The following is a 17,913-nucleotide window of genomic DNA, read 5'->3' as shown; positions in this document are numbered from 1 at the left end:
CGCATGTGATCTGAATCACTGGACAGATTCGTCTATATGGGCGATTCCTAGCGGCAAAAAAAAGAACAGGCGGTTCGGGACATGGGCGTTTTCCTGCGATGGATGTTTGCCTTCGGGTTGTTGGCGCTGACCTACAACCCGACGGAGATTAACTATGTCAGATGGGCATACTGGAACTACCAGACCCATCTGTCTGTGGCCGTATTCATGGGGCTACTTCTGACGATTGGCTATATCATCTACTTGCGTGCGACCCTGCGCTCGATCGGCCCGTTCGGTATGGCACTGGTGTTGTCGGTCATCGCCTCGTTGCTCTGGGTCCTTTTCGATTTCGGCCTGCTGCATCTCGATAATACAACTGTGAATGTATGGCTTGGTATCTTTGCTTTGTCGGTTGTGTTGGGGGTTGGCCTGAGCTGGAGCCATGTACGGCGACACTTGGCCGGGCAATCCGATGTCGATGACGTGGATGAGTGAGGCAAGGCCCTTGAAGTGCAAAACGGCACCGCGATATCGGGGTGCCGTTTTGCGCTTTTGAGCTATTTAGCGGGTCAGCCCGCAGCTCGGTTATCGGGGCGGAACCCGATCTGACCCGAGGCAGTGAATTGACCGCTGGCGGTCTTTTTCAGCTTGCCCTCGCGCAGAAGTTGCCCGAATGAGCGCAGCCCGTCCTCGCGATTGAATTCCTGATCGTCAAGCTGTCGTACTTTGTTCATCAGTTGCGGGCGAGAGAACTGGTCGTGACCCTCGACAAAAGACAGGTACGAGGCCGCCGCCTCCAGCAACTCGTGCAGGCCGCTGGCGCCGGTCTCCGCGACATACTTGGCAAAGCCGCCTTCGATGGCTTCGGCAGCGCGTTCGCCCGGCACAAGGTTAGCCACCCGGCGCGGGCGGACTGGGCCACTTGTTGCGGCGCGCTTGGTATCGATGCGCTGCTCGGCCACCAGTTTCAGCGGAGCGGGTCGGTCTGCGACCTGAGCGCGCGGTGTGTTCCCGCTGGTAACCGGACGACGCGGGCGCACCACCTCGGACAGATCGGAACGGTACTCGTCGTCATTGGAATGGGTGCCCATCGTGCCGCCCGCTGACCGCTCGGCCCGGGTCGCGGCAACTGCTGCCCGCATCCGCGAATAGGTTTCGCGGGTGTGGGACAGATCCGGGTCGTCCAGTTTCTCGTCTGCTGCAGCCAACAGTCGGGAAATATCGTCGTTGCCACCGGAGATGGCAGCCTCGTTCGGAAAGGCGGTGTCCTCTTCGGTGTCGTTGTCATCAACCTCATCGAATTCGCTAAAGAGCGAACCGTCGACGTCCGAGGTGTCTTCGTCTTCTTCGTCGAGGTTGAGCAGGTCGATCTCATCGTCCTCTTCGTCGTCGTAAGCCTGATCCGAGTTGCGCTCGGCAAGGTATTCCGCCTCGACCGCGGCCAGCTCGCGCAGCAGATCGTCCTCGTCTTCCGGAGAAAGCGAGCCGGTCATCGGGAGGTCGGCCTCTTCTTCCGCTATCTCGATTTCGCTGCGCTTGATCTTGGTGACGCGGACAGCAACACGCGGATGGATGTCTTCGACCGTCTGTGACGTCTCGTCGGCAATCGCCTCTTCGGCCGCTTCTTCGTCGGGCTCATTCATGTCCGAGACGAAACGCGCGGCAAGTCCGCTGTCGACCTGTTCGAGTGGTGCGACCTCTGCCTCGAGCGTATCGAGTTCGGCTAGGTTGCTGGCATGTTCGTCCTCGGTATAGGGCGTCTGTGCAGGGCTGCCCTGTTCATTCCGAGACACTACGGCCCGGATGCGCTGCAGCTTGGCAGCGATGGAGTCGGGGGCTGCCGGCGTTTCAGGGGCGCTGTCAACCGGTTCAGCCTCGGCCAAGGTATTAATTTCGGCGTCGTCCCAACTGTCCTCTTCATCCTTGGCCAGGTCTTCGAACTGTGCGGAGATGTTGGCGAGCATTGCTTCGCTGTCATCTTCGTCCGTGTCCTCCACCATTCCCTCGTCGATTTCGGCTTCGGCTGTTTGGTCTACCAACGGCGCCTCAGCCGAGGTCTCTTCGGTTGCCTCTTCGACCTGCGCTTCGCCGAACGGTTCGGGCTGCATTTCTGCTACTTTCGGCGCTGTAACCTCAGGTTGGGCCGGGGCGACCTCGGCCGCGGGGGCCTCCGTCAAGGAGGTGGCCGGAGCAGGGTCTGCGGGAACCGGCTCTGAAACCGAAGCGGACACCAGTGCAGCGGGGGCTGCGGCGCGCAGCACGATCCCCTTTTCATCCCGCCGCGCTTCGACCTGACGGGCGATCTCGCGCTCGGCGATCCGGGCAAGCATATCGGCATCCGGCTGCGGCGGTTCAGCGCCGAAATAGCGGTCGTCGGCAGCGAGATCCCGGAAGTACTCGGCAATGGCCTTCATCGTGTCGAAAGAATCGTCGAACCCTTCGAGCGTACAGGAGAATGTCCCATACGAGACGGTCAAGACCTTGTTGTTCTGTACCATGGGATGCTCGTCCTCTACATAGTTGTGCCTAAGCGTTTACCATCCCTTGGGCGTCAATTTCGGCCCGATTCTGTGCAAATGAGCGTATCATTTTGTGACTACAATATGTCCTGTTTCCTGAGGGGGCGACAATCCAGCCATGAATACCGCGATTGTTGAGAAATCGGAACCGGTTACCCTTGTTGGGGGCGGGGATATTGGTCCGGAGGACCTGGAGTTGGCGCTAGAGCGCGCCAGAACACTGGTCGCCGCCGATAGTGGCGCGCTGGTGGCGCTGGCGCAAGGGCGGATGCCCGATGCTGTCATCGGGGATATGGATAGCCTGCCGGCATTGCACCGCGTCCGCATCCCTGACGAGCGGCTTCATTCGATTTCCGAGCAGGACAGCACCGATTTCGACAAGGCTCTGCGCCATATCTCGGCCCCACTTGTGCTGGGGGTCGGATTTCTGGGTGCACGGGTGGATCATCAGCTGGCCACATTCAATGCGATGGTGCGACATGCGGATCGTCCTTGCGTGCTGCTCGGCGCGTCCGAGGCGGTCTTTCACCTGCCGCCCCGGCTGGAGCTGGATCTGGTGCCGGGCGATGTCGTGTCATTGTTCCCGCTGGTGCCGGTGACGGCGCGGTCCGAGGGGCTGTTCTGGCCGCTCGACGGGTTCGTGATGGCACCCGACGGTCAGATCGGCACCTCGAACCGGGCGACCGGGCCGGTGCAGATCGAGTCAGACGGGCCGGGCTTGCTGGTGATGGTGCCGCGCGGCGCGCTGGACGGGGTTATCCGCTGGTTCCTGTCGCCGCGCTGCGGGCGCTGGCCTGCTCGCGCAGAATGACATAGAGGCCCGCCGCCATGGTGATCAGGATGCCGAGGGCCGCCAGCCCGTTGGGCAGGTCGTGGAAGATCAGCCAGCCGATGGCGGTGGCGACGGGAATCTCCAGATACTGCATCGGCGCCAGCGTGGCCGAAGGCGCATAGCGCAGCGACCAGGTCATCAACAGATGCGCCGCCGTGCCGAGTACGCCGATGGCCAGAAGCAGCCAGAGTGTCGTGCCCGAGGCTGTTACCAGAGTCAGCGCCTCGACCCCGACGGCGTGACCGATCAGCAGCACCGGCGTCAAGGCCACGCAGGCCATGACGCCCGAGACCGCCTGAAGCGCGATCGGGTCGGTGTCCTTGGCCAGTTGCCGTGTGACCAGCATGAAGAGGGCAAAGACCACGGCGACCACAAGCGGCAGAAGGGCGGGCAGGCCAACCTCGGCAAAGCTGGGCTGGATCACCAGAAGCGTGCCGACAAAGCCCACGATACAGGCGCCAAGGCGGCGCGGGCCGACCTCTTCGCCCAGAACGTATTTGCCCAGGAGCAGCATGATGAAGGGCATGACAAAGGCGATGGCGACCGCATCGGCCAGCGGCAGATAGCGCAAGGCGGTGAACATCGCCCAGATGCCGGTGATGTGCAGCGCGGTGCGCAGGGCGGTCAGGCGCAACAGCCGCCCGCGTAATTGCCAGGGACGCCCGGTGGCCTGGACCAGCGGGATCAGGACCACGGCCTGAATGGCAAAGCGCACCAGCAAGAGCTGCATGGTGGGCATGGTACCGCCCAGCAGCTTGGCCAGCGCGTCGCCCATCGGGGCGAGCACACAGAAACCGAGCATCAGGACGATGCCCAGAAGGGGGCGGTCGGCGGTCATTGTGCGACGCTAGTTTCCCGTTCAGGGTGATACAAGCGTAACGTCGCTCACAAGAAGCGGAATTTTTGCAAAATTCCGGGACAGAAAATCGCAGATTTTCTGGGCCATTTTCTGTGTCAGAAAATGGCGCCCGCCTCAGCAGTTCGGAACATTGACTGCGAGCCCGCCCAGCGAGGTCTCCTTGTATTTCTCGTGCATGTCGGCACCGGTCTGGCGCATGGTCTCGATCACCGCATCCAGCGGCACGAAATGCTTGCCGTCGCCGCGCAAGGCCAGCGAAGCTGCCGAGACCGCCTTGATCGCGGCCAGACCGTTGCGTTCGATACAGGGCACCTGAACCAGACCCTTGACCGGATCGCAGGTCATGCCGAGGTGATGTTCCAGCGCGATTTCGGCGGCGTTTTCCACCTGTTCGGGCGTGCCGCCCATCACCGCGCAGAGGCCTGCCGCCGCCATGGCGGCGGCGCTGCCGACCTCGGCCTGACATCCCGCTTCGGCGCCCGAGATCGAGGCATTGTACTTGACCAGCCCGCCGATGGCGGCGGCGGTCAGCAGGAAATCCTCGACATGGCTGGGCGCCGCGCCCGGCACGTGGTCGAGGTAGTAGCGCAGCACCGCGGGCAGGGTGCCCGCCGCACCGTTGGTGGGGGCGGTCACAACCTGGCCGCCAGCGGCGTTTTCCTCGTTCACCGCCATGGCATAGACGCTCATCCAGTCGTTGATCGTGTGCGGCGCGTTCAGGTTCATGCCGCGTTCGGCCACCAGCGCGTCATGGATCCCCTTGGCGCGGCGGCGCACATTGAGGCCCCCGGGCAGGATGCCATCGGTGGCCAGTCCGCGTTCGATACAGTTGTTCATCACTTCCCAGAGCCGCGCGGTGCCCTTGGCAAAGGAGGTCTCGCAGCCACGCGCGATTTCGTTGGCGCGTTTCATCTGGGCGATGGACTTGCCCGAGGCGGCGGCCATCTCCAGCATCTCGGCTGCGGATTTGAACGGATAGGGCACCGGCGGGCCGTCATTGCTGTCCTTGCCCTGGGCCAGTTCCTCTTCGGTCAGGACAAAGCCGCCGCCGACGGAATAGAACACCTGCCGCAGGATCACGTCGCCCTGGGCGTCGGTGGCCATCAGGATCATGCCGTTGGCATGGCCCGGAAGGGTGTGGTCATAGTCGAAGACAAGGTCGCGCTTGGGGTCGAAGGCCAGCTCCGGCAGCCCCTCGGGCGTCACTGTATGTGTCGCGTGGATCGCGGCCAGCGCTTCCTCTGCCTTGTCGTTGTCATAGCTATCGGGGACAAAGCCCGCGAGGCCAAGGATGGTGGCGCGGTCGGTGGCATGGCCCACGCCGGTAAAGGCCAGCGAGCCATGTAGCGAGCCCTTGACCCCATGAAACTCGAAGGGTGAGGCGCGCATCATGTCAAGGAAGCGCGCGGCGGCCACCATCGGCCCCATGGTGTGCGACGAGGACGGGCCGATGCCCACTTTGAACATGTCGAAGACGGAGAGGAACATATCAGGTAGCCGAACCTTCTGGCGGGTTTGCGTGATGGGGGGCGGTGAACGGGGTGTCGCCCAGCCCCTCGGCCACTTGAGCGGCACGGGTGGCGGGGCGGGTTTCCAGCGCTGCGAGGATGCGGTGCAGATGCGGCGTGTCGGTGGCGGCGAACCAGGAGCGGTCGCTGTCCTGCGGATAGAGCGCCAGCCAGCGCATCAGGCAGGCGAGATACCAGCTCAGGATGGACGGGGTGGCGGGCGACAGCCAGTCCGGCGCCCCTGCCGCCACGGCATCGAGCAGGGCCAGATGGGTGCGCAGGCGCGGGCGCAGGCCCGTGCGCAGCGTCTCGACCTGAGCCTCGGCGATGTATTTGTCGGGATAGAACAACATCCGCATATCCGCATGCAGCGTGTTCGAGGCGAAGAACAGCCATTTCAGGAAGGCGCCGCGTGCCGGATCGGCAGGCGCGGGGGCAAGTTGGCCATGCGTATCGGCAAGCCAGAGCAGGATGGCGGCGGTTTCAAAGATCGGGCCTTGCGGGGTCTCCAGCACCGGGATCAGCCCGGCGGGGTTGAGCGCGCGATAGGCGGCGCTGTCCTGTGCCCGGCTGGCGCGGTCGACCAGCATGGTTTCATAGGGCAGACCCATATCCTCCAGCGCCAGCCGGATCACCAGCGAGGCGTTGTCAGGGGCGTAATGCAGGCGATAGGGCGCGGTCATGCCCCCGATATAAGATGCACGGGCGATTCTGCATTCACCGATTGCGACGTTTCCCATCGGAAACGCGTAAGCTTGCCGCGAGTCACGGTTTCTGCGCCTGACAGACGAAATGGGTCAGGGAAAAGAAGAACCGCCCCGCGCGTGCCAGCTCCTGCTGCTCCTGTGCCCAGGATCGCGCCTCGGGTTCGGGCATTGCGTCTGTCTGGACGGCATAGGCGGTCATCAGGCGGATCATCATCGCGGCAAGCCCGTCCGGGCGCAGTTGCGTGTCGCAAAAGGCAAGCGGCGTCGTGCTGACCGCGCGAAACCCGGCCTCGGTCAGCAGCGCCGGGAGGCGCGCGGGCACATCGCGGCAAGCAAGGTGGCGGTCCCAGATGCGGCACATCTCGGCCATGCGCGCGGGCCGGTCACTGTGCCAGGTCAGTGTGTCCCAATGCATGTCGCCGATCACCAGCCGGCCACCGGGTTTCAGAACGCGAAAGAGTTCGGCCAGCGGTGGGCGCATGTCGTCGAAATACTCGAACACTTGCAGCGAGGCCGCGCCGTCGAGGCTGTTTTCATCGCAAGGAAGGGCCTCGGCGTGGCCCTCCAGGAAGGCGACATTGCCGCGATCGGCGCAGCGGGCCCGCGCGAGGTCGAGCATGTCGGTGCTGGGATCAAGACCCAGCACATGACCGATGTCGCCCACCGCGCGGGACAGGTCGAGCGTCAGGAGGCCGTTGCCGCATCCCAGATCCAGCAGGTGCTCGCCCGGGGCCGGGGCCAGTGCGTCGAAACTGGCGCGGCGGCGGCGGGTGATATCGGCACCCTGATAGGCATCCTCCAGAATGCGGGCGGTGTCGTCGTCGAATTGCAGCATGCGTTTGGTCCCTTACCGCGACCATAGCACATTCAGGGAAGTGGCCCAAAAACGGCGGGGTCCGGCAGGGCCTTGCCCGGTTCGGTGTCACCCCGCGCGGCGGCGGCGCAAGGCCAGACCGGCGCGCAGGTTCAGCGTCAGCAGGGTGATGTTGGTGGCCCCAGCCAGAAGTTCCAGCGCCTGCACCGCATAAAAGAGCGTGTCGAACTGGCCCGCATTGGCGCGGAGGGCGAGGAACACGGCGCTGGGCAGCAGGACCAGCAACCCGTTGGCGGCGATCAACTTCATCCGCCGCGATTTGGCGGCGACCTCGGGCAGGCGCCAGCCTTTGCCCAAGGCCGCACCGGTGGCGCCCGCGGTGGCCATGGCCGGGATCAGCAGCGCCATGCCGTAAAGGATCGCGGTCTTGACCTGCGCGATCTGGCCATGGGAGCCAAACAGCTCGACCAGCGCGGTCGCGGCCCAGAAACAGGCAATGGTGAGCAGGGCGATGCCGCCGCTCAGCGCGTGCAGTTTGAGTTTCATGGCAAGATCCCTATTAGTATAGCATGCTATTTAAATAATATTGAATAGCACGCTATGCAAGGAGTAAACCGATGCCATGGACCAGTTTCAGCACAATTCGGCCGGGTATCTGGCCAATCACATGGCGCGGCTCTTTGCGGCGGGGCTGGCGCGGCGCATCCAGCCGCTGGGGCTCGCCCCGGCACAGTTCATGGTGCTGTTGGAACTGTGGCACAGCGACGGGCGTACCCAGGCCGACCTGACGGCGGCGCTGGATGTGGAGCAGGCGACCATGGCCAATACGCTCAAGCGGATGGAGCGGGACGGGCTGATCCGGCGCTTGCCCTCCGAGGAGGACCGCCGCGCCCGGCTGATCCATCTGACCGACCGCGCCCGCGCGATGGAGGCAGAGGCCAAGGCGGCGGCAGGGGCGCAGAATGCGCAGGCGCTGGCGGGTCTGGACGCGGCAGAGCGCGCGACATTCATCTCACTGATGCGCCGGGTGATCGGCAATATGCAACGGGGCTGAGGGGCGGGTCTGGGGCTGACGGCCGGATTTGGTCTCGCAGTTGGGCGGGGCGTTGCGTATAACGCTGGCAATCATCGACAGGGGATACTGCCATGACCGGAGAACTCTCGCCCATCGACAAGGCGAAATTCGTTGCCGCCAAGCGGGCGGCGGATCTGGTCGAGGATGGTATGAGGGTCGGCCTCGGGACAGGGTCCACAGCCGCCTGGCTGGTGCGCTGCCTAGGCGAGATGGTGCGCAAGGAAGGGTTGAAGATGCGCGGCGTTCCGACCTCGACCCGCACCGCGCAGCTGGCGCGCGAGGTGGGGATCGAGATCATCACGCTGGACGAGGCGCGCTGGCTTGATATCACCATCGACGGAGCCGACGAATTCGATGGCGATCTGAACCTGATCAAGGGCGGCGGCGGCGCGCTGCTCCACGAAAAGATCGTGGCGACAGCCTCGGACCAGATGGTGGTGATTGCCGATGTCGGCAAGGAAGTGGGCCGTCTGGGCGCCTTTCCCCTGCCGGTCGAGGTGATCCCCTTTGGCTGGCAGACCACCCAGGCGCTTTTGGAGGAGACGCTGATCTCGATGGACGTGCTGGGGCGGACGGCGACCTTGCGGATGAACGGCGACACACCGTTCATCACCGACGAGGGCAACCATATCCTGGACCTGCACCTGCAACGGATCGGCAATGCCCGTCAGGTGGCGCTGGTGCTGAACCAGATCCCCGGCGTGGTGGAAAATGGCCTGTTCATCGACATTTGTGACACGGTCGTGGTGGGCCATGGTGACGGGCGGGTGGAAATCCGCGACATCAACCAGGGCACGGTGGAACATGACCGGTTGGATTTTGTCGAAAGCGACAACCTTTTTACCGATCTGGCGGATTGAGCGAGCGCTCACGCGGGTGTGATCGACGTTGTTTTCGGCAGGGTCGGCCATATGTGAACAACTCATGCAGGGCCTGCGGGCCGGCACAGGATCAAAAGGCTGCCGCCCGGCTGGGCAGCGGCGGGACTACGAGGCGAACAGATGAGTTTTGACTACGACCTTTTTGTCATCGGCGGCGGTTCGGGCGGCGTGCGCGCGGCGCGCGTTGCGGCGGGCGAGACCGGGGCCAAGGTGGCACTGGCCGAAGAGGACCGCTATGGCGGCACCTGCGTGATCCGGGGCTGCGTGCCGAAAAAGCTGATGGTGTTCGCCAGCGAATATGCCGGCATGGTCGAGGACGCGCAGGCCTATGGCTGGGACATCCAGCCGGGCGCGTTCGACTGGGACGTGTTTCGCACCAAGCTGTACAAAGAGCTGGACCGGCTGGAAGGCGTCTATCGCAACATCCTCAAGAACAACGGGGTCGAGACCTTCGACACCCGCGCGCGGCTGGTCGATGCCCATACGGTCGAACTGTCCGACGGCACCCGCAAGAGCGCGAAACATATCCTGATCGCCACCGGCGGCCGTCCGGTCAAGCCCGAGATCAAGGGCGCAGAGCTGGGCATAACCTCGAACGAGATTTTCCATCTGGAAAAGCTGCCCGAACGGATGCTGATCGTCGGCGGCGGTTACATCGCCTGCGAATTTGCGGGCATCATGAACGGCATGGGCGTCGAGGTGACCCAGTACTATCGCGGCGCGCAGATCCTGCGCGGCTTCGATGACGAGGCGCGCGGGCTGGTCAGCGAGGAGATGTGCCAGAACGGCATCAGGCTGCATCTGGGCACCAATGTGCTGGAGATGGAACGCGAGGGCGACCGGATCCGGGTCAAGGCCACCAATGGTGACGAAGAGCTGTTCGACCAGGTGATGTTCGCCACCGGTCGGGTGCCCAATGCCGACGATCTGGGGCTTGAGGGGCTGGGCGTCGAGCTGGGCCGCAAGGGTCAGATCGTGGTGGATGACTACAGCCAGACCGCCGTGCCCTCGATCTATGCCATCGGGGATGTGACCGACCGGGTCAACCTGACGCCGGTTGCGATCCGCGAAGGCATGGCCTTTGTCGACACCGTGTTCCGGGGCAAGCCGACACCGGTCGATCACGAGTTGATCCCGACCGCGATCTTTACCCAGCCCGAGATGGGCACCGTGGGGTTGAGCGAGGAAGACGCCGCGGCGCAGGAGCCGGTCGAGATCTATGCGACCTCGTTCAAGCCGATGCAGACCGCCTTTGCCGGGCGCAGCCAGCGGGTGCTGATGAAACTGATCGTATCCAAGGCCACGCGCAAGGTATTGGGCTGTCATATCGTGGCACCCGGCGCGGGCGAAATGATCCAGCTGGCCGGGATCGCGGTCAAGATGGGCGCCACCAAAGAGGACTTCGACCGGACGGTTGCGGTTCACCCGGTAATGGCCGAAGAACTGGTCACCCTGCGGCAACCGGTCCGCAGCGCTTGATTTACGGAGCGAAATGCTCAGGTTAAGGAACAGGCCGGTCACGGCCGTGTGAACAACAAGGAGACGGAAACCAGATGGCGGGCAACTCAGGTGGCCCCTGGGGGGGCGGAGGCTCTTCCGGTGGCGGCGGAAACAGGGGAAACAATGGCGGTCAGCGGCCGCCCGAAGGTGATGGCCCGCAGATCCCCGAGATCGACGAATTGGTCAAGAAGGGCCAGGAACAGCTGCGTGTCCTGATGGGCGGGCGCGGCGGTACCGGCAATCGGGGCGGCGGCAACGGTCGCGGCACCGGCGGTGGCGGTGGTCCGGCCTTTACCCGGGGCACGCTGGGTCTGGGCCTTGTGGTTGCGATCGGTCTCTGGGGCATGGCAAGTTTCTATACCGTCAAACCCGAAGAACAGTCGGTGGAACTGTTTCTGGGCGAGTTTTCCGGCATCGGCACCGAGGGTCTGAACTTTGCGCCCTGGCCGCTGGTCACCGCCGAGGTGATCCCAGTCAAGGTCGAACAGACCGAGACCATCGGCTCGGGCGGGCGCGGCAGCGACGCCGGGCTGATGCTGACCGGCGACGAGAACATCGTCGATATCGACTTCCAGGTGGTGTGGAACATCACCGATCCGGCCAATTTCCTGTTCAACCTGCGCGACCCGCGCCAGACCATTCAGGCGGTGTCGGAATCGGCCATGCGCGAGATCATCGCGCAGTCGGAACTGGCGCCGATCCTCAACCGGGACCGTGCGGTCATCGCCGAGCGGCTCGAAGAGCTGATCCAGATGACGCTGGACAGCTATAACTCGGGCATCAACATCGTCCGGGTCAACTTTGACGGGGCCGACCCGCCAGAGCCGGTCAAGGATGCCTTCCGCGAGGTTCAGTCGGCGGGTCAGGAACGCGACCGGCTGGAAAAACAGGCCGATGCCTATGCCAACACGGTTCTGGCCGGTGCGCGTGGTGAAGCGGCGCAGGTGCTGGAAGAGGCCGAAGGCTATCGCGCCCGCGTGGTCAACGAGGCCCAGGGTGAGGCCAGCCGCTTCTCGGCGGTGCTCGAAGAATATTCCAAGGCGCCCGACGTGACCCGCAAGCGTCTCTATCTGGAGCGGATGGAGCAGGTGCTGGGCGATATCGACAAGGTGATCCTGGACAGTGACGGGGCGGGCAGCCAGGGCGTGGTGCCCTATCTGCCGCTCAACGAACTGCGCAAATCCGGCGACAAGGAGAACAACTGATGCGGAAATCGACCTTTCTCCTGCCCATCGTCGTGGTGCTGGTCGCGCTGGGCCTGTCGTCGCTGTTCATCGTGGATGAACGCGAAAAGGCGCTGGTGCTGCAATTCGGTCGTGTGATCGACGTCAAGGAAGAGCCGGGACTGGCCTTCAAGATCCCGCTGATCCAGGAAGTGGTGCGCTATGACGACCGCATCCTGAGCCGCGAGGTCGGCCCGCTGGAAGTCACCCCGCTGGATGACCGCCGACTGGTGGTCGACGCCTTTGCCCGCTATCGCATCACCGATGTGCGGCAGTTCCGTCAGGCGGTGGGTGCCGGTGGTATCGCAACCGCCGAGACGCGTCTGGACTCGATCCTGCGCGCCAAGACCCGCGAGATCCTGGGTTCGGTCAGCTCGAACGACATCCTCAGTTCCGACCGTGCCGCGCTGATGCTGCGCATCCGCAACGGCGCCATCGCCGAGGCACGCGATCTGGGGCTCGAGGTGATCGACGTGCGCCTGAAACGCACCGACCTGCCCGAAGCCAACCTGAACGCCACCTTTGCCCGGATGCGGGCCGAGCGCGAACGCGAAGCCGCCGACGAGGTGGCACGCGGTAACGAGGCGGCGCAACGGATCCGGGCGCAGGCCGACCGGACCGTGGTCGAACTGGTCTCCGAGGCGCGCCGCGAGGCCGAGATCGTCCGAGGCGAGGCCGATGCGCAAAGAAACGCCATCTTTGCTCAAGCCTTTGGCAAGGACCCGGAGTTCTTCGAATTCTACCGTTCGCTCTCGGCCTATGAAAAGGCGCTGCAAGGGGGCAACAGCTCGATGGTGATGAGCCCGGACTCAGAGTTCTTCAACTATCTGAAATCGCCCTCGGGCGCCGCGAAATAACCCAAGCGGCATCGACGGATACCGAAAGGGCCGGCCTCTGTGCCGGCCCTTTTCGCGTTCTTCTGACAGTCACCTTGATCCGTGGCTATGAATGCCCTCAAATACGGCAAAACCGGATGTAGGAACCTGATATGCGCTTGATCGACAGCTGTAACACCGCTTTGGCACAGCGCGCCCGAAGGACGGTAGTCGCTGGGACATCGCTCAGGTGCGGCCAATCCAGCGCTGATGCGTGGGCGCTTCGATGCATCGAAATGCTTGCGGTATTTGTGCCCGATCCGGCTGGCGGGGGAAGCTATTCCAGCTTGTGTGTTCGGACACGTTCTGGCGTAAACATATGATCGGGTTGGTTTTGCTTGCCCTCGGGCTGGTGCTGATCGCCGAGGGGGCGGTCTATGCGCTGGCGCCCGGCATGGTCGAAAGGCTGCTCGAGATTCTACGCAGCCTGCCGCTGGCGGCGCGGCGGCAGACCGGGCTGCTGAGCATGGTGTTCGGTCTGATCCTGGTCTGGGGCGCTTATCAGGTCGGGTTTTGACAGGTTTTGCGGGCGCCGGGGTGCCTGCGCCCTCATTTCCCCGCGATCCCGAGTTGCGGGCGGGGGCAAACTGACTACATTGTTGTCGAGACAGTGACCGGACAAGGCGGCGCCCCCGGTCGGCAGGTAGGTGACAAGGAGACCCCCAGTGCAGCCACAGGCACGCAGTATCGCCCGGACGCAGGATAGCAGGATGATCACCAACGCCCGGTTGATGGCGTTGGCGGGACTGAGCGTGCTGTTCCTGCTGCTCCAGACCCTCATCGCCCAGGCCCGGCCGGAAAGCCTGGCGCCGCTGGCGGACAAGGTCAGCCCGGCGGTGGTCAACATCACCACCTCGACCCTGGTCGAGGGCCCGACCGGCCCGCAGGGAATCGTGCCCGAAGGCTCGCCCTTCGAGGATTTCTTTCGCGAGTTCCAGGACCGCAACGGCGGTGGCGACCGGCCCCGGCGCAGCTCGGCGCTGGGCTCGGGATTCGTGATCTCCGAGGATGGCTATATCGTCACCAACAATCACGTGATCGCCAAGGCCGACGAGATCCTGATCGAGTTCTTTCCCGGCGACGGCCAGCCGGCGCGCGAATTGCCGGCCAAGGTGGTGGGCACCGACGAGAACACCGATATCGCGCTGTTGAAGGTCGAGGCGGACGGGCCGCTGAAATATGTCAAGTTCGGCAATTCCGACACCGCCCGCGTGGGCGATTGGGTGATGGCGATGGGCAATCCGCTGGGGCAGGGCTTCTCGGTTTCGGCCGGAATCGTGTCGGCCCGCAACCGGGCGCTCAGCGGCAGCTATGACGATTACATCCAGACCGACGCGGCGATCAACCGGGGCAATTCCGGCGGTCCGCTGTTCAACATGGATGGCGAAGTGATCGGGGTGAACACCGCGATCCTGTCGCCCAATGGCGGCTCGATCGGCATCGGTTTCTCGATGGCCTCGAACGTGGTCACCAAGGTGGTGGGCCAACTGCGCGAATATGGCGAGACCCGCCGCGGCTGGCTGGGCGTACGTATCCAGGATGTGACCGAGGACATGGCCGAGGCGATGGGGCTGGAAAAGACCGGTGGTGCGCTGATCAGCGATGTGCCGGACGGCCCCGCCAAGGAGGCCGGGCTCAAGGCCGGTGACGTCATCCTGAGCTTTGATGGGGCCGAGGTGCGCGACACCCGCGACCTGGTGCGCCGGGTGGGCGAAAGCGAGGTCGGCAAATCGGTGCGTGTGGTGGTGTTCCGCGACGGTGGCACCCAGACCGTGCTGGTGACCCTTGGCCGTCGCGAGGATGCCGAGCGCGCCGGTTCGGGAACCGAGGACGAGAACGATGGCGGCCAGTCCGAGCCGGAAGCCAGCAAGAAAGAGTTCCTGGGTCTGACGGTCAGCGTGCTGACGTCGGATATGCGAACCGAGCTGGGCCTTGCCGACGATGCGACCGGGCTTGCAATCATCGCGGTCGATGAAGCGTCGGAAGCCTTTGAAAAGGGATTGCGCACGGGCGATGTGATCACCGAGGCGGGGCAGCAGAAAGTGGCCACGCTGGCCGATCTGGAAACCCGTATCGACGAGGCGCGCGAGGCGGGCCGCAAGTCGCTGCTGCTGCTGGTGCGGCGCGGTGGTGAGCCGAGATTCGTGGCCTTGAGCCTCGATCAGTGACACGCGCGAACAACGACAAAAAGGCGGCCGGTTATCCCGGCCGCTTTTCATTTGGCGAGAGGACGTGATGGGAGATTTGCTCGAAACGCTTCTGGAATGTGAAACCCGGGTCTGGCAAGCGCTCGTCGCGGGTGATGCCGCGGCCGATATCGCGGCGCTCGATCCGGGTTTTCTGGGGGTTTATCCGGACGGCTTTGCCGGGCGCGACGCACATGCGGGGCAACTTGCCAATGGTCCGACGGTTGCACGGTTCACCCTGTCGCAGGCACGGGTGCTGGAACTGGCTCCGGGCTGTGCGGTACTGAGTTATAGCGCACGGTACCGCCGGGTCGGGCGGAAGGCGGACGAAGAGATGTATGTCAGCTCGATCTGGCGGCGGCATGGCGAGGGCGGCTGGCGCAACCTGTTCAGTCAGGACACGCCCGCGGTCGGTTGAGGCGCCAGAGAAAAAGAGCCATGTGCGAGGGCACATGGCTCAAGTGAGGTAATAGAGGTCAGTACGGGACGGAACACTGGGGATGCTCCCCGACCTCAGGACGGTAACCACGGACAGGTATGATGGCAGTGACGATTCGGGTCTGTGACCCATGTCACAAGCGATGAAAATCCGGTGCCGGGGCCACGGTTCCCAGGCCGCAGGCGCGGGTCAGATCTGATCGGGGTCGGCCAGCGCCCGCAGAGCATTCGGGTCGCGGATCGCAAGTGTCCCGCGCCCGACATCGATCACGCCCAACCGCTTCCAGGTGGCCAGGGTCTTGGAAATCGCCTCGCGCGTCGCGCCGACATATTCCGCCAGTTCCGCCTGCGACAGTCGCACCGTTGCCCCGCCCGCGTCGTGATGCGGTGCCAGGTGCAGCAGCTTGCGCGCCAGCCGGGTCGGAACAGGCAGAAACACCTGTTCGTTGAGTTGTCCGCCCATCCAGCGCATGCGCTGTCCGGCCAGCCGCACCATGTCGATGGCCAGTTCCGGATGCCGGTGAAGCTCGGCCATCACGTCGGCGCTGAGCACCCTGAGCACCCGCGACGGCTCTACCGCCGTCACCGTCGCGGTGCGCGGGCCGGGATCGAACAGCGCGATCTCGCCGAACACAGCGCCGGGGCCGACAAGATCGAGCGATAGCTTACGCCCGTCTAGCGAGAGGATCGATATTTCCATCGAACCCGCCAGCACGGCATAAAGCGCGTCCCCCGGATCACCCTGCTTGAAGAGCCCCGCGCCGCGCTCAAGCCCGATCTCGGTGGCCTGGGCCGCCAGCATCTGTTTCAGCCTTGGCGAGGCGTCGGCCAGAAAGCCGGTATCGGGCAGGGATATCATGGCGTCGCGGACCTTTCACGGGCTTCAGGTCAATACCCTAAGCCGGGGATGAGCGACACTCAAGCGGCGCGGTGGATCAGCCCTGATCCTGGTCGGGGTCGATCATATGGGCCTGCAACAGGCCGAATTGCAGCATGATGAAGCCCATCAGCAGGATTGGAAAGCCGAAGGTCTCGATCTTGACCCAGAGATCGGTGGACATGTTGCGCCAGACAAGCTCGTTGGCCACCGCCAGTCCGGTGAACGCGCCGCACAGCCGACGGGTCAGGATCATCCAGCCTTCGTCGCGCATGGGCAGCACGTCACCCAATACATAGGCCAGATAGGAGCGTCCCCGCATCAGCCCGATGCCCAGCAGGATCGCGAAGACGCCATAGACCAGCGTGGTCTTCATCTTGAAGAACCGCTCGTCGTTGAACCAGGCGGTCAGCCCACCAAAGAAGATCACCATGAAGGCGGTGAAGATCTGCATCCGGCTGAGCTTGCCCGTCAGGGCCCAGAGCACCCCCATCGCCGCCAGCAGGATGGGGATGAAGACCAGCGTTGCCACGATGAACCCCGAGTATTCGGCGCCGGCGATCTGAAAGGTCTTTTCCTTGAGCCTGAGGTAGATCAGGAAAAAGGCCACCGTCGGGCCCAGTTCCAGCACCTGCTTGATGATCGGGTTGATGTCCTTTTCCGCCGCCATGCCGTTCCTGTCCATTCCTTCAGCCTCCGAACTCAACTATCACCGCACCCGCTGCGATCAACCCCATCAGAGCGATCCGGCGCGGTCCGACCGTCTCTTTCAGCACCAGCCAGCCGATGAGCGCGGCAAACACGGTCGAGGTCTCGCGCAGCACCGCGGCCTCGCCCACCTTGTCGAGCCGCGTGGCCAGCATGATGGCGCCGAAGGAGAGAAAGGCGGTGATACCCCCGGCAAAGCCGCGCAGGATCAGGGGACCGGGGGCGGGGCGGAAGGTCATCGACCGCCAGCGCAGGCCCGCGATGACCGGAAACACCAGCCCGTCGATGAAGAAGAACCAGGCCAGAAAGGTGAACGGATCGGCGGTGGCCCGGATGCCATAGGCGTCATAGGTGGTGTAGAGCGCCACGAAGAGGCCGGTGATCGCCGCCAGACCCAGCGCGGGCATCAGCGTCTCGCGCGCGGTGTCGAGAAAGACCATGTTATAGACGGCAAGCCCGAAGATTCCCGCCAGCAAGACACCGACGCCCAGCCATTGCAGGCCGGTGAAGGTCTCGCCAAAGAGCAGATAGGCGCCGATCACGGTAAAAAGTGGCCCGGTGCCGCGCACCACCGGATAGACCACCGTATAGGCGCCCTTGGTATAGGCCATGGCCTGAAACAGCTTGTAGAAGACATGGATCAGCCAGGCGGTGGCGAAGATGGGCCACATATGCGGCTCGGGCCACGGGACAACGAAGAAAGCAAAGGGTGCGGCCATCAGCGCGTAGGCGCCGTCGATGGCGCCCCGGCTGAGCCAGGGATCGTGTCGGCCCTTTTGCAACGCGCCAAAGACCGCGTGCAGGAAGGCCGCCATGAGTGCGAGACCCAGCGCAAGGTCGTGACCGGCGCCGGTACCTTCGAGCGAGACGAGCCAGGTGCTCATGATCGCGGGGGAGTTTTCCGGGGCCAGCGCCGGGGGGCTGTCTGC

General features: G+C 64.0%; 19 protein-coding genes. 10 read left to right on the top strand and 9 right to left on the bottom strand.

Going from position 1 to position 17,913, the window contains the following annotated elements:
* Window positions 1–81 precede the first annotated feature (81 nt).
* Window positions 82–477 carry a DUF6524 family protein gene (locus tag AC2FNY_RS07735; protein WP_234137798.1) on the top strand — a complete coding sequence of 132 codons (396 nt, stop codon included), beginning with the start codon at window positions 82–84 and terminating at the stop codon, window positions 475–477.
* A gap of 74 nt (window positions 478–551) precedes the next feature.
* Here AC2FNY_RS07735 and AC2FNY_RS07730 read toward each other — a convergent pair whose 3' ends face one another.
* On the bottom strand, window positions 552–2,480 hold the full coding sequence (locus tag AC2FNY_RS07730) for a chemotaxis protein CheA (RefSeq protein WP_496802111.1): 1,929 nt from the start codon (window positions 2,478–2,480) through the stop codon (window positions 552–554).
* A 139-nt stretch (window positions 2,481–2,619) separates the two neighbouring features.
* Here AC2FNY_RS07730 and AC2FNY_RS07725 point away from each other — a divergent pair, with 139 nt between their 5' ends.
* Window positions 2,620–3,312, top strand: a complete 693-nt coding sequence (locus AC2FNY_RS07725; protein WP_496802110.1) for a thiamine diphosphokinase — start codon at window positions 2,620–2,622, stop codon at window positions 3,310–3,312.
* Here AC2FNY_RS07725 and AC2FNY_RS07720 read toward each other — a convergent pair.
* The 5 genes from AC2FNY_RS07720 to AC2FNY_RS07700 form a co-directional block, all read right to left on the bottom strand.
* Entirely contained in the window at window positions 3,257–4,171 is a 915-nt protein-coding gene (locus AC2FNY_RS07720) for a DMT family transporter (protein ID WP_496802109.1), read from the bottom strand. The genes AC2FNY_RS07725 and AC2FNY_RS07720 overlap by 56 nt on opposite strands.
* 135 nt (window positions 4,172–4,306) lie before the next feature.
* Window positions 4,307–5,680, bottom strand: coding sequence for an L-serine ammonia-lyase (locus AC2FNY_RS07715; protein WP_496802108.1), 1,374 nt, complete (start codon window positions 5,678–5,680; stop codon window positions 4,307–4,309).
* Between the two features lies 1 nt (window position 5,681).
* Complete coding sequence (locus AC2FNY_RS07710; protein ID WP_496802241.1) at window positions 5,682–6,383, bottom strand: glutathione S-transferase family protein; 702 nt, start codon at window positions 6,381–6,383, stop codon at window positions 5,682–5,684.
* Window positions 6,384–6,465: 82 nt separating this feature from the next.
* The gene (locus AC2FNY_RS07705; RefSeq protein WP_496802107.1) at window positions 6,466–7,242 is read right to left on the bottom strand and encodes a methyltransferase domain-containing protein; all 777 of its coding nucleotides are present in this window, start codon (window positions 7,240–7,242) and stop codon (window positions 6,466–6,468) included.
* An 87-nt stretch (window positions 7,243–7,329) separates the two neighbouring features.
* Window positions 7,330–7,767 carry a hypothetical protein gene (locus AC2FNY_RS07700; protein WP_496802106.1) on the bottom strand — a complete coding sequence of 146 codons (438 nt, stop codon included), beginning with the start codon at window positions 7,765–7,767 and terminating at the stop codon, window positions 7,330–7,332.
* 76 nt (window positions 7,768–7,843) lie between these two features.
* On the opposite strand from AC2FNY_RS07700, the gene AC2FNY_RS07695 reads away from it, so the two are divergent.
* The 8 genes from AC2FNY_RS07695 to AC2FNY_RS07660 all read left to right on the top strand — a co-directional run bounded on the left by AC2FNY_RS07695 (window position 7,844) and on the right by AC2FNY_RS07660 (window position 15,379).
* On the top strand, window positions 7,844–8,275 hold the full coding sequence (locus AC2FNY_RS07695) for a MarR family winged helix-turn-helix transcriptional regulator (protein ID WP_496802105.1): 432 nt from the start codon (window positions 7,844–7,846) through the stop codon (window positions 8,273–8,275).
* A 92-nt stretch (window positions 8,276–8,367) separates the two neighbouring features.
* Window positions 8,368–9,156 carry a ribose-5-phosphate isomerase RpiA gene (gene rpiA / locus AC2FNY_RS07690; protein ID WP_234137807.1) on the top strand — a complete coding sequence of 263 codons (789 nt, stop codon included), beginning with the start codon at window positions 8,368–8,370 and terminating at the stop codon, window positions 9,154–9,156.
* Between the two features lie 141 nt (window positions 9,157–9,297).
* The gene (gor, locus tag AC2FNY_RS07685) at window positions 9,298–10,656 is read left to right on the top strand and encodes a glutathione-disulfide reductase (protein WP_496802104.1); all 1,359 of its coding nucleotides are present in this window, start codon (window positions 9,298–9,300) and stop codon (window positions 10,654–10,656) included.
* 74 nt (window positions 10,657–10,730) lie between these two features.
* Window positions 10,731–11,882, top strand: a complete 1,152-nt coding sequence (hflK, locus tag AC2FNY_RS07680) for an FtsH protease activity modulator HflK (protein WP_234162976.1) — start codon at window positions 10,731–10,733, stop codon at window positions 11,880–11,882.
* On the top strand, window positions 11,882–12,757 hold the full coding sequence (hflC, locus tag AC2FNY_RS07675; RefSeq protein ID WP_234137810.1) for a protease modulator HflC: 876 nt from the start codon (window positions 11,882–11,884) through the stop codon (window positions 12,755–12,757). The genes hflK and hflC overlap by 1 nt, the downstream gene beginning before the upstream one ends.
* A 337-nt stretch (window positions 12,758–13,094) precedes the next feature.
* The gene (locus tag AC2FNY_RS07670; protein WP_496802103.1) at window positions 13,095–13,292 is read left to right on the top strand and encodes a DUF2065 family protein; all 198 of its coding nucleotides are present in this window, start codon (window positions 13,095–13,097) and stop codon (window positions 13,290–13,292) included.
* 193 nt (window positions 13,293–13,485) lie between these two features.
* Window positions 13,486–14,943 carry a DegQ family serine endoprotease gene (locus tag AC2FNY_RS07665; protein WP_234137811.1) on the top strand — a complete coding sequence of 486 codons (1,458 nt, stop codon included), beginning with the start codon at window positions 13,486–13,488 and terminating at the stop codon, window positions 14,941–14,943.
* 67 nt (window positions 14,944–15,010) lie between these two features.
* Window positions 15,011–15,379, top strand: coding sequence for a nuclear transport factor 2 family protein (locus tag AC2FNY_RS07660; protein ID WP_234137812.1), 369 nt, complete (start codon window positions 15,011–15,013; stop codon window positions 15,377–15,379).
* A gap of 210 nt (window positions 15,380–15,589) precedes the next feature.
* On the opposite strand, the gene AC2FNY_RS07655 is transcribed toward AC2FNY_RS07660, so the two are convergent.
* From AC2FNY_RS07655 to AC2FNY_RS07645, 3 genes are all read right to left on the bottom strand, one after another.
* Window positions 15,590–16,258, bottom strand: a complete 669-nt coding sequence (locus tag AC2FNY_RS07655) for a Crp/Fnr family transcriptional regulator (RefSeq protein ID WP_234184093.1) — start codon at window positions 16,256–16,258, stop codon at window positions 15,590–15,592.
* Window positions 16,259–16,334: 76 nt separating this feature from the next.
* On the bottom strand, window positions 16,335–16,946 hold the full coding sequence (locus tag AC2FNY_RS07650; protein ID WP_234138104.1) for an inner membrane-spanning protein YciB: 612 nt from the start codon (window positions 16,944–16,946) through the stop codon (window positions 16,335–16,337).
* A 19-nt stretch (window positions 16,947–16,965) separates the two neighbouring features.
* Entirely contained in the window at window positions 16,966–17,868 is a 903-nt protein-coding gene (locus tag AC2FNY_RS07645; RefSeq protein ID WP_496802240.1) for an EamA family transporter, read from the bottom strand.
* Window positions 17,869–17,913 lie beyond the last annotated feature (45 nt).

It is taken from the genome of Ruegeria sp. BHSC223 (assembly GCF_059613025.1).
Note: the sequence above shows the minus strand (reverse complement) of the source record. Positions and strands in the feature narration are given on the sequence as shown.

Excerpts from the sequence above, each read along its gene's own strand:
- AC2FNY_RS07735 (WP_234137798.1), top strand. The coding sequence starts at position 82 with ATGGGCGTTTTCCTGCGATGGATGTTTGCCTTCGGGTTGTTGGCGCTG.
- AC2FNY_RS07730 (WP_496802111.1), bottom strand. The coding sequence starts at position 2,480 with ATGGTACAGAACAACAAGGTCTTGACCGTCTCGTATGGGACATTCTCC.
- AC2FNY_RS07725 (WP_496802110.1), top strand. The coding sequence starts at position 2,620 with ATGAATACCGCGATTGTTGAGAAATCGGAACCGGTTACCCTTGTTGGG.
- AC2FNY_RS07720 (WP_496802109.1), bottom strand. The coding sequence starts at position 4,171 with ATGACCGCCGACCGCCCCCTTCTGGGCATCGTCCTGATGCTCGGTTTC.
- AC2FNY_RS07715 (WP_496802108.1), bottom strand. The coding sequence starts at position 5,680 with ATGTTCCTCTCCGTCTTCGACATGTTCAAAGTGGGCATCGGCCCGTCC.
- AC2FNY_RS07710 (WP_496802241.1), bottom strand. The coding sequence starts at position 6,383 with ATGACCGCGCCCTATCGCCTGCATTACGCCCCTGACAACGCCTCGCTG.
- AC2FNY_RS07705 (WP_496802107.1), bottom strand. The coding sequence starts at position 7,242 with ATGCTGCAATTCGACGACGACACCGCCCGCATTCTGGAGGATGCCTAT.
- AC2FNY_RS07700 (WP_496802106.1), bottom strand. The coding sequence starts at position 7,767 with ATGAAACTCAAACTGCACGCGCTGAGCGGCGGCATCGCCCTGCTCACC.
- AC2FNY_RS07695 (WP_496802105.1), top strand. The coding sequence starts at position 7,844 with ATGGACCAGTTTCAGCACAATTCGGCCGGGTATCTGGCCAATCACATG.
- rpiA (WP_234137807.1), top strand. The coding sequence starts at position 8,368 with ATGACCGGAGAACTCTCGCCCATCGACAAGGCGAAATTCGTTGCCGCC.
- gor (WP_496802104.1), top strand. The coding sequence starts at position 9,298 with ATGAGTTTTGACTACGACCTTTTTGTCATCGGCGGCGGTTCGGGCGGC.
- hflK (WP_234162976.1), top strand. The coding sequence starts at position 10,731 with ATGGCGGGCAACTCAGGTGGCCCCTGGGGGGGCGGAGGCTCTTCCGGT.
- hflC (WP_234137810.1), top strand. The coding sequence starts at position 11,882 with ATGCGGAAATCGACCTTTCTCCTGCCCATCGTCGTGGTGCTGGTCGCG.
- AC2FNY_RS07670 (WP_496802103.1), top strand. The coding sequence starts at position 13,095 with ATGATCGGGTTGGTTTTGCTTGCCCTCGGGCTGGTGCTGATCGCCGAG.
- AC2FNY_RS07665 (WP_234137811.1), top strand. The coding sequence starts at position 13,486 with ATGATCACCAACGCCCGGTTGATGGCGTTGGCGGGACTGAGCGTGCTG.
- AC2FNY_RS07660 (WP_234137812.1), top strand. The coding sequence starts at position 15,011 with ATGGGAGATTTGCTCGAAACGCTTCTGGAATGTGAAACCCGGGTCTGG.
- AC2FNY_RS07655 (WP_234184093.1), bottom strand. The coding sequence starts at position 16,258 with ATGATATCCCTGCCCGATACCGGCTTTCTGGCCGACGCCTCGCCAAGG.
- AC2FNY_RS07650 (WP_234138104.1), bottom strand. The coding sequence starts at position 16,946 with ATGGCGGCGGAAAAGGACATCAACCCGATCATCAAGCAGGTGCTGGAA.
- AC2FNY_RS07645 (WP_496802240.1), bottom strand. The coding sequence starts at position 17,868 with ATGAGCACCTGGCTCGTCTCGCTCGAAGGTACCGGCGCCGGTCACGAC.